Origin of the sequence: Kitasatospora sp. NPDC002965, from assembly GCF_040611255.1 — a bacterium.
Taxonomy (GTDB): Bacteria; Actinomycetota; Actinomycetes; order Streptomycetales; family Streptomycetaceae; genus Kitasatospora.
In genome coordinates, this window is sequence record NZ_JBEXNT010000236.1 from 1 (window position 1) to 6,637 (window position 6,637).

General features: G+C 71.1%; 10 protein-coding genes. 5 read left to right on the forward strand and 5 right to left on the reverse strand.

What is annotated here, in order from left to right:
* The 5 genes from ABZY91_RS40850 to ABZY91_RS40870 form a co-directional block, all read right to left on the reverse strand.
* The coding region (locus ABZY91_RS40850; RefSeq protein ID WP_355409178.1) for a DnaB-like helicase N-terminal domain-containing protein at window positions 1-311 on the reverse strand (311 nt) is incomplete at its 3' end.
* A gap of 91 nt (window positions 312-402) precedes the next feature.
* Window positions 403-1,680 carry a hypothetical protein gene (locus ABZY91_RS40855; RefSeq protein ID WP_355409180.1) on the reverse strand — a complete coding sequence of 426 codons (1,278 nt, stop codon included), beginning with the start codon at window positions 1,678-1,680 and terminating at the stop codon, window positions 403-405.
* Window positions 1,677-1,802 carry a hypothetical protein gene (locus ABZY91_RS40860; RefSeq protein WP_355409182.1) on the reverse strand — a complete coding sequence of 42 codons (126 nt, stop codon included), beginning with the start codon at window positions 1,800-1,802 and terminating at the stop codon, window positions 1,677-1,679. Before ABZY91_RS40860 ends, ABZY91_RS40855 begins: the two co-directional genes overlap by 4 nt.
* 338 nt (window positions 1,803-2,140) lie before the next feature.
* The gene (locus ABZY91_RS40865; protein WP_355409184.1) at window positions 2,141-2,932 is read right to left on the reverse strand and encodes a glycosyltransferase; all 792 of its coding nucleotides are present in this window, start codon (window positions 2,930-2,932) and stop codon (window positions 2,141-2,143) included.
* Window positions 2,929-3,735: a GntR family transcriptional regulator gene (locus ABZY91_RS40870; RefSeq protein WP_355409186.1), complete on the reverse strand. Its 807-nt coding sequence runs from the start codon at window positions 3,733-3,735 to the stop codon at window positions 2,929-2,931. Before ABZY91_RS40870 ends, ABZY91_RS40865 begins: the two co-directional genes overlap by 4 nt.
* 348 nt (window positions 3,736-4,083) lie before the next feature.
* Between ABZY91_RS40870 and ABZY91_RS40875 the strand changes: the two genes are divergently transcribed.
* From ABZY91_RS40875 to ABZY91_RS40895, 5 genes are all read left to right on the forward strand, one after another.
* Window positions 4,084-4,929, forward strand: a complete 846-nt coding sequence (locus ABZY91_RS40875; protein WP_355409188.1) for a hypothetical protein — start codon at window positions 4,084-4,086, stop codon at window positions 4,927-4,929.
* 183 nt (window positions 4,930-5,112) lie between these two features.
* A complete protein-coding gene (locus ABZY91_RS40880; RefSeq protein ID WP_355409190.1) occupies window positions 5,113-5,538 on the forward strand; it encodes a hypothetical protein in 426 nt (141 codons plus the stop codon).
* 4 nt (window positions 5,539-5,542) lie between these two features.
* Entirely contained in the window at window positions 5,543-5,686 is a 144-nt protein-coding gene (locus ABZY91_RS40885; protein WP_355409192.1) for a hypothetical protein, read from the forward strand.
* Between the two features lie 282 nt (window positions 5,687-5,968).
* Window positions 5,969-6,220 (forward strand): hypothetical protein, encoded by a 252-nt coding sequence (locus tag ABZY91_RS40890; RefSeq protein ID WP_355409194.1) that lies wholly within the window; start codon window positions 5,969-5,971, stop codon window positions 6,218-6,220.
* 135 nt (window positions 6,221-6,355) lie between these two features.
* Window positions 6,356-6,562: a hypothetical protein gene (locus tag ABZY91_RS40895; protein ID WP_355409196.1), complete on the forward strand. Its 207-nt coding sequence runs from the start codon at window positions 6,356-6,358 to the stop codon at window positions 6,560-6,562.
* Window positions 6,563-6,637 lie beyond the last annotated feature (75 nt).

Genomic DNA, 6,637 nt, shown 5'->3' on the forward strand with positions numbered 1-6,637 from the left:
GGCTTGAGCACCTCGACCACGTCGGCGATGGCGTCCTTGGACAGCAGCATGCCGCCGAGGACGGACTGCTCGGCGGCGAGGTCCTGCGGGGGGACCCGCTCGAAGCCGTCCCCGCTGTTCTCGCCGTCGCCGCTGGCCTGACGCCGGCGCCGGGGTCGGCCGAACCCGGCGCGCGGCGCGGGGGCGGCGGTCTCCGGGCCGAAGTCGTTGTCGGGCTCCGGGCCGCTCCAGTCGTGCTCCGCTGTCCCGGCCTGGGCGGCCGGAGCGTCGGAGCTGTCGGGGCCGGTGGTCTTCTGGTCGGGTACGTTCATCGCGATCTCTCCTTGGGATCGGACGGCCGCCGGGGCCTGGCAGGGTTGAACCGGCGGCCGTCGTGCTGCTCGGAACGGGGAACAGCGGAGGTCAGCCCGCTAGGTACTCGGCCCGCCTGGCCGACTGGCGGCGGACCTCCTCGGCCTGACGCGCCGCCGCCTCGCGGCCTCGGTCGGCGGTCGTGCGGGGCTTCTGGCCGCGCTGGATCAGCGCCGCCAGGGCCGCGCGGGCGGACTCGTCGTCGATGCCGCGTTCGGCGTCCAGCGCCCGGCGCTGGCGGTCGACCACGTCATCGGCAGCGCACTGCGGACACCCGGCAGCCTCCAGGCGGGGGTGATCGGGGCAGGGGTTCTCCGGCCCTGGTGCGGTGTCCGGGGCCGCAGCGGAGTCCCGGAGCACAACGGACCGGCGCGGGAGCTCGCCGAAGCGGGCCTTGAGCGCCCTTGTCGGACTGTTCAGCCCGGTAGCCGGCTTGACGGTCAGGGCCCTCGCCAGCTCCGGACCGAGCTCCCAGCCCTGGCGCTCGATGGTCTCCAGCAGCAGGGGCGCGTTCTTGCGCTGATCGACGACCCCGCAGGCGAACGGCATCGGCAGCTCGGCGAGGAAGTTCTGCGCCGCACTGATCGCCTCGGCGGAGAAGCCGTGGTTCTGGTTGGCGGAGCGACCCCTCCCCCTCCCGGTACGGGGCTCGGAAGGAACGGACGGCACCGGAGGGACATGGGGGGTAGGGGGGGTTTTACCCCCACCGGAGGTGTGGAGGGGCAGCCCAATGCTTCCCGGAACGCGGGAAGCATTCTGACCTGCGGGAACATCCCTCTTCCAGCTTCCCGGAACGCCGGAACCTGGAACAACGGTTCCGGCGTTCCGGGAAGCATTCTGACCTGCGGAAACATCAGAATGTCCGGAAGGCCCGAATCCAGCTTCCGGCATCCCGGGAAGCATTGTGACCTGCGACGATTCGACATCGTCGGCTGGTGCCGTGGCCTGCTGCGCCGGGTTCTGCGAGGGGTCCTCGAAGACCTGGTAGGCGATCGGCCCGCGCCGGCCCGGGTGCTTCTCGTTCGGCAGCTCTACCCGCCGGACGTAGCCGAGCACGATCAGGCGCGCGATCGACTCGTAGATGGCGTTCTTGCCCACCAGCTCGCTCGCGTTCTTCGCCGATCGCACGCCGGCTTCCTGGAGCTCGCGCCACAGCGCGAGCGGAGTCGGCTTCCGGTTGTCGCGAACGGCGAACAGCAGGTGCACCAACACCATCAGATCGAGCGTGTGCACCGGGGCATGGGGCCCGAACACCATCGGCCGGTACACCGCGACGGAGTTGGTGCCGAGCGGGGACGCGCTGAACGTGCCGGGCGTCATCTCGCTCACTTGACCACCGCCGGTCCGGCGGTGACCGCCAGGAGCAGCCCGGCCTGGCTGGCGGGCAGGGACGTGCGGGTCGGGGCGAGGCGGTCGGCCTTCTGGGGCGGGCCGGACTGGTGGACGCTCACGCCAGTGGTGGGGCCTGCGGGACGGGCCGGAGTGACGCGGCGGCTCCGCAGGGTGACGGGGCTGTGCAACGGGACTACTGCCTCTCCGCCGTTGCCATCCCGCCAGTACCAGACGTTGTCCGCCAGTTTGGATGAGATGAGACGGGTGTCTCTCGCACCTAACTGGGGAAGCCTGGTACCGTCGAACCACAACGGCTCCCCACGTGGGGGTTTATACCTGAAGCGCAAGCGGCCCAACTTTGGCGAGTGGGGGTCGCTTTCGCATTTTCTGGACTAGGTGACGCCCGCGAGCGGACGTCCAATCGAGCCTATCCCCGCAGGGAGCTGAGCAGGGCCGGTCACACGCCCACGTGTCCTGGCGATCCACCCGGCCAACAAGCCGCAGCGGGTGCGCTTTGGCGCCTCAGCGCTTCAGCGTGCTTGCGAATGGCGCCCATCCGCGCCGCCCACTCAGGCCCGCCGGTGTGGTCGACGTGGGCGGTGGTTTGACCCGGGTGCTTGCGGTAGTGCAGGCCGGTTTCCTTGATAAACCAGCCATCCGCGAGCACGTCCAGCGCCATCAGGAGCGCCGTGTCCTCGGAGGCTGGCAGTGCCATCCACCCGCCAGCCACTGCCAGCAGTTCCTGCCGGACGCACAGCGTGGCGGGGTGCACCTGCGGTCGGTGAGAGGTGGACCAGTAGTCGAAGAGTCCTCCGCGTAGCATCCGACCAGGCTCAGGATCTCCGAGGGTGTAGTGGACCAGGGTGCCGTCCGGCATCAGGTCGAGCACGCGGGAGACCGTCCAACCGACGTCGGCCTGCTGCCCGAGTACCCGGATGTCACGGGCGAGCGCCCCTGCGGGCAGGACATCGTCGGCGTCGAGGACCTTTACGAGGCTGCCGCTGCTGCGCCCCCACGCCATGGTCCGGCTGACGCCCGGGCCGCCCTTACGGTTGCCGCCGGCCTTCACCCGAAGGTCGCTGACGATGCCAGCGGGAACCTCGGAGCCGTCGCCGCCGTCGACCTGGATCAGCCACTCCCAATCCCAGCCGTCCGGCAGGATCTGTGCGGCCAACGACTCGTAGGCGTTCGAGAGGTACGGGATCGCGGCGTCGTGCACAGGAGTGACGATCGAGAGGAGCTCGCTCACTTGGCCCACCTTTCCAGAGGGACGGTGTATTGGAGCTCGGTGCGTTCTCCTGGCAGGACGACGTGGGAGTACTCCACGACATCGCCGCTGGTGGAGACGCTTGTCTTGTCCAGGAGCAGGACGGCAGTGTTGGGTGGAATTCCCAACCTCTTGGCCTCGGCTGCCGTGGCGATCCTTACTCGAATCGCATCGTCGATGCGGCCGATCTCGATGCCAACGGTGCTCAGTTGGTGGTGAGTGCCCCCCGGCCAAGGCTCACGCTCGCTGTCCAAAAGCTCCGGATTCTTCGCGGCGACCGCGTGAACCATGTAGGAGTCGATCAGCGACAACGCGACGGAGTCACCCGGAGTGCTGTGCCAGTAGTTCCGGCGGAGCATCAGTGTGCCGACCTCGATGCCGAAACGCGCCGCCATCTCAGCGGTCGCAGGCTCGGAGTTGAACACGGCGTGACACTCGACCTGGTCGTGATCGAGGCCAGTGTCCCGCTCCACGACGCCGTTGTTGCTGCGCTCGCCGATGGGCGACCGCGCGAGCTCCTTTTCCCAGTTGTAGCGCTCCTGGTGGCGCCTGATGTTCTGGGGCGGCCGGCGTCGAACGGTCGTGCCGTGTCCGCGCGAGGTAGTGACTAGTCCCTCCGTCTCCAGCGCGGAGTAGGCGGCGCCGATCGTCGTTTTCGACCCGTACCCCTCGGCTACCAGGGTCCGGATGTGCGGCAGAGGGTCTCCAGGCTGATACACGCCTGACGCGATCTTGGCAGCGATGTCGTTTGCAACCTCACGCCACTTCGGTGTCTTGGGCGACATGGATCTACCTCCTTTCTGACGCCAGTGAATCACAGTCCCGGGACTGCGACAAGATTCGCAGTCCCGGGACTCACTGTCCCGGGACTGTTGACAGTCCCGGGACACTGGTGTCATTGTTTCATCACGCACCGCAGTCCCGGGACTACGAAACCGGACTGAGGGTGCGCATACGTAGTCGCCGCCCACAGTTCGGGTGCCGGGTAGCTCCACCAAACCCGTGCGACTGCCTCGCAGTGCTGATGCGCTGTCCGCTTCCCAGGGCGCCGGGACTTCCCGTGCGGCCTGGCGGGCGGAGAGAGCACCGCAACGCGGCCCTCACTACTCCCTCCGCCAGACGAGGAGCACCTGATGACCACCTCGACCGCGATGCCCACCGCCCGGCAGCGCAAGAGCCGGACCCGCACGACCAACGTCTCCTCCCAGCCGGCGCTTCTGGTGTCGGCGCTGCCGCTCAACTCGGTCCAGCTCACCCACCGCGCCGAGGTCTTGGCCTGCCCGGCCTGTGAGACCTGGTGCCCGCTGACCCTGAACAAGGGCACCAAGCAGTGGAAGATCGCCCCGCACCACACCGAGCGCGCCGGCACCCCCGGTGCCCGTCGCTGCAGCAACTCCAACCGCCTGGTCGTCATCGACGTGACGCTCGCCCGGTGGCAGGAGCGGCGGGTCGAGGCCAGCGCCGACGTCGCCTCCCGCCGGCCGACCACGGTGCTGCGCAAGGTGAAGGCCCCGCTGCCCAAGGCGCTCCACCAGCTCGCCCCGGCCGCGCCGACCGCCGACACCGCCCACGCCGCGTACGTCGGGCACCGCAGCCGCTGCGCGGCCTGCGCCGACCCGAAGAAGCGCTGCACCGACGGTCGGCGCCTGGGCGCCACCTACATCGAGCTCCTGCGCCAGGAGCCGGAGCGCCTCGCCGCCCAGGCCCGCGACGAGCGGGAGCAGCGGGACGAGGACAGCATCCAGGCCCATGAGCAGCTCCAGCGACGTCAGGCCCTGTGGGCCGAGCGGTACCCGGCGGCCGAGCAGGCCGCGCTGGAGCGTCGGACCGAGGCGGCCGCCGGACACGGCGACACCCGCCGCCGTGTCTACGGTCCCGGGATCGTGATCGAGCCCTACGACACCGAGACGCAGCCCCTGCGGGCGGAGGCGGTGCTCGCGGCGAGCCCGATCCGCAAGGAACGCGCCGCCGCCGCCTGACCCACCGACACCAGCACGAACCGCCACAGCGGCCCCCGACCCGCGCACATGGGTCGGGGGCCGCTGTGGCTGCTCGTTCGCAGCACAGAGCAGCAGGAAGGCCCCGGGGATTACGGCCCCGGGGCCTTCGTTCGGCCGTCCCAACCCACCTGCTCAGACGAGAGGAACACGACCGTGACCCCCATGATGGCACCCATCGACGCCCCGGCGAGCCTCCGCACCACCGACGATCTCGACGACCTGTACGGCCGCTACTCGGTCCGGCTGCTCGCGGCCGCCGCCGAGCAGCTCGCCGCGCTCGGCCCGGCCGCTGCCGACCTCGACGAGGACCTGGCCGACGCGGTGTGGGACGACGTCGCCGCCGGCCTCTACCCCGACGGCGCCCGCGGCCTGGACGGCCTGCTCGTCCTGCTGCGCGACAGGGTCCGCCAGGTCCGGGTCCGCGCGCTGGCCGCCAGCGAGGCGCTGCGCGAGGTCGTCATCGACCTCGACGACCTGGCCGACCTCGCCGACACCGAGCCGCACGCCATGATCCGCACCGTCCGGCCGCTCCCGGCCACCGTCTCCGCCGCCGTCGCCACCCTGCGCGCCCTCCCCCTGGCCGGGTGACGCGGTGAGCACCCAGCACCTCGGCGACCAGGAACTCGCCCGCCGCATGGAGTCCATCCGCCAGGCCGCAGAGGCCGCCGAGCGGGCCCGCCAGCAGGCCGAGCAGCTGCGCCAGCAGCAGGCCGCCGCCCAGGGAGGCACCAAGTGACCGCCAACGTGACCGACTTGGCCGTCTGCCGCTCCTACGGCGGCAGCACCGGCCAGGGCAGCAAGCCCATCCCGACCCCGCCGATCACCTCGAAGGGCGGCGGCCGGTGAGCAGCCCCGAGGACCAGGCCTGGACCCAGCGGCAGATGGACGAACTGCTGCGCAGGGCCCGGGAGATGCACCAGCGCGCCCAGGCCGAGAAGGCCGGCGGACAGAAGTAGCCCAGCCCCCTCGCGCCGCCGGCCTGGTCCGGCGGTGCCCCCCAGAGAGAGGACCACACCCGATGACGTCCGAGGAGTACGAGCGTCGGCAGGCCGAGCTCGCCGCGATGTTCGCCGCGTACGAGGAGGCCGACCAGGCCGAGTACGTGGCCTACATGGACGAGCTCGACGCCCGCGACGTCGCGGCCTGGGCCGACCCGGTCCTGGAGCAGCCGGCCACCGGCGGCGCGCTCCTGGAGCAGCGGCACGTCCTGGACGAGGCCGCCCACCCCGACCAGACCGCAGCGTTCCGGCGCCTCGCCGCCCGGGTCTGACCGCCGGTTGCTGTCGTTCGCCGCCGCGCCCCGCCCGAACCGATCGGGCGGGGCGCGGCGGTGTTCGACGGTGCCCGCCGAACAGGAGCACCAGAACCGGCCGGGGTCGTCCCGGCCGCGACGAGGAGGCAGAACATGGCGCAGCAGGAGATCCGCAACTCGGCCGAGGTCGCGACCGTGGCCGGGGCCGTGGTCCAGATCGGCACGGCGACGGGCCCGATCAACGTCGGCAACGGGCCGCAGCACAACGTGAGCACCAGCGGCAACCGTGTGCATTTCCACGGCGCCGGCGGCACCTACAGCGAGAGCACCGTCACCAGCATCCCGCTCGACCTGGTCTGACACGCCGCCACCGCACCCCCCCTGCACCGCCGGACGTCGCCGCCCCGCCCCGGGCCTCCCGGGCGCGGGGCGGCG